General features: G+C 37.1%; 2 protein-coding genes. One reads left to right on the top strand and one right to left on the bottom strand.

Going from position 1 to position 2633, the window contains the following annotated elements; all coding sequences use genetic code 11:
- The first annotated feature begins 936 nt into the window (after positions 1–936).
- The gene (locus AB1414_18875; protein ID MEW6609477.1) at positions 937–2508 is read left to right on the top strand and encodes a hypothetical protein; all 1572 of its coding nucleotides are present in this window, start codon (positions 937–939) and stop codon (positions 2506–2508) included.
- Here the strand turns inward: AB1414_18875 and AB1414_18870 are convergent.
- A complete protein-coding gene (locus AB1414_18870) occupies positions 2505–2630 on the bottom strand; it encodes a GxxExxY protein (protein ID MEW6609476.1) in 126 nt (41 codons plus the stop codon). The two genes, AB1414_18875 and AB1414_18870, sit on opposite strands and share 4 nt — an antisense overlap.
- Positions 2631–2633 lie beyond the last annotated feature (3 nt).

The raw sequence follows: 2633 nt of genomic DNA, 5'->3' as shown, positions 1-2633 counted from the left end.
AGTCAAAATTTTACTCAGAGTGGATAAGTAAAAAATCCCAAATCCCAAGCACCAAATCTCAAATAAGCACCAAATTCCACATACCAAAAAGCGAATTAGAGATTAGTGAATTAGAGATTAGATTTTAGTAATTCGCTAATTCGCTTAATTCACTAATTCACTAAATGGAATTTGGAATTTGTGATTTGGAATTTCATAACCATATCTATGTCAAATTTCGATTAATAAGTGCTATAATTCGTGTCCATTTGTGGCTAATTTCTCTAATTCTCTGTGAACTCTGTGCCTCTGTGGCTGAACGGTTACAAAAAATGCTTGCAAAAAGGAAGAAATTGTGGTATGCTTGGAAATGACGGAGTTGATAGTGTCGTGTAGAACAAATAACGCACGAAATTGTGATAAGGCATTTGGCTCGAATAAGGTACTGGTAACTGGTGATTGGTAACTATACTTTAGAGAGGCATATTTTGTGATTTCCTGTTACTATCAACTCAGGTTATCGGTTATCAGTTATCGGTTATCAGGTTATCGGTAAAGAGCAAGCAGTAGCCTGCTATCTCAAATTACCGATTACTTTAACTCGATGTTCAAGTTTTTTAAAGGTATAAAGATTTAACCGCAAAGAGCGCAAAGGAAGGTTTCGCAAAGGACGCAAAGAAAGGAAAATAGGTCTATAAACGAAAACGAACTTTCAAATATTGTTAATTGCTTATAAATTTCAATGTATTAAGACTCAAGGAAGGAATTAAAAGGGTGGTGAACAACCTATAATCTTTGCGTTCTTTGCGGTTAATTTCTTTGCGTTCTTTGCGGTTAAAAAAGGATAAACCACTTAATCTTAAAAAAACTTGAATATCGAGTTTAAATAATCACAATTTATACCCCACTGGAGTATAATTACCAGTTACCAGTTACCAGTTACCAATTACAGGGAGTATGAAAAAATTGAAAGATAACTCTTCTTTTCCCATACTTTTTACTCTTGCCTTATTTTCTCAATTTAAACATTTAACTGCCACTCAACTTTCTTCCTTTCTGATAAAAATCAATAAAAGTGATAATATTTTTGATGACCCGTCTACCTGGATTACGGAGGTAAGTGAAAGGTATGGTTTTTCTGCTCATCGGTTAAATATTCATCAGGCAAAAGAAAAAGCAAAGCAATGGTTAGAAAATGGTGTTTTTGTGTTATTTATTGGTGAGCAAGTCCTTTTTGCTCAGGGGAATCCAGAGATACTAAATTCCTCTAAGGCCGCGGTATTAAATTCACATAAACTTCGTGCCGTAACACCTACTACTCGCTGGCTAAAAGTAACAATAAAATTAACTCAACAGGTAATCGCAAAAAAACTAACGATTGTTTCCAGCCTCGGCATGCTTACTTACGAAATAGTTACCTTTATTGCCAAACAACTTCATTCACCAGTGATTATTGTTCTGGATGAATATTTACCAGGGGTATTAACCCCTGACCTTCAAAAGGCTTTTTACGATAAATTCAGCAATATGTTTAGATTAGAAAAGACACTGTTTATCTCCCCATTCTTGCCTGAAATTACCTTACCATCTCGTAAGGAACGATTGGTTACTCGCGATTACTGGGTAGTGGCTTTAGCCGAGTATCTCTTTGTAGCTGAGGCTTGTGCACAAGGGAATATCCAGAGATTAGTGGCTAAATCATTTTCAGAAAAAAAGAAGGTTACCGTATTTCGACCAACAAGATTTGACCAGAACACAAAAGGCAATCAGAATTTATTATTATCTGGTGCAGAGTCTTTGGAGGTAGGCAGTGTCATTGACACTCCACTTCAGACAGTTGAGGTAGGCAGTGTCACGGACACTCCACTCCATCCAGTTGAACTCGATATGGTTAAATTAGATGAGTATCTCTTTCATTATACTCGTGCCTGCCCTGGACCATGGCCAGGACAATCTTTATCTGCATATATCCAATCACTTATTGCTGGTGAATCTGATGCCGGGCATACGGCTTTTGATACCTTATGCCGAATTCTCAAAGAAAAACTTATTCGTGCCAGTAATCGGCTTATTCGGGGAAAAACTTCGGTAACTTCATTTACTGCTTGCCTACCAAATGAATTGATTAAAATCCGTAAATGGAACCCTGCTTTGATTCGCTGGACTTTTGAACCTTATGGAATCGGCATTCGGAGAAATATCCTGAAAAAGATGGCGATTAAACCAGTAATCTATGCCCCTGAATCTAAATTCAAGAAACTACCAGCGACTGAACGGTTTAGATTCCAATTACATCACTTATCAAAGAGTGATTGGACATCGGAAAAAGAATGGCGGATACCAGGTGATGTTCTCTTAAATCAGATTTCACCAGAAGATATGGTTATAGTTGTTTTTACTCTTCAAGAAGCAACCATAATCCGTGAAAACTTTCGGCTACCAGTGATACTGGGTAACCGTTCAGGGCTATACATTAGAAGTGTAAACAAGGAGAAATGGGGAAAAGGGAGAATTGGAGAAATGGCTTAAACTTTTTCTTGCTCCACCCTTCGGACATCAATCCTGGAGTCTGCGAAATTTACCAGTAACCCTATTTCTTTATCCACTGCTCTAAGGTATGATCTAACCTGATTATAATACTTCCCACTTATCTC

The sequence above is a fragment of the bacterium genome (assembly GCA_040755795.1).
Lineage (GTDB): Bacteria > UBA9089 > CG2-30-40-21 > CG2-30-40-21 > SBAY01 > JBFLXS01.
This window is presented reverse-complemented; position numbering and strand designations above follow the sequence as displayed.

Coding starts and splice junctions, on each gene's coding strand:
- AB1414_18875 (MEW6609477.1), top strand. CDS start 937: ATGAAAAAATTGAAAGATAACTCTTCTTTTCCCATACTTTTTACTCTT.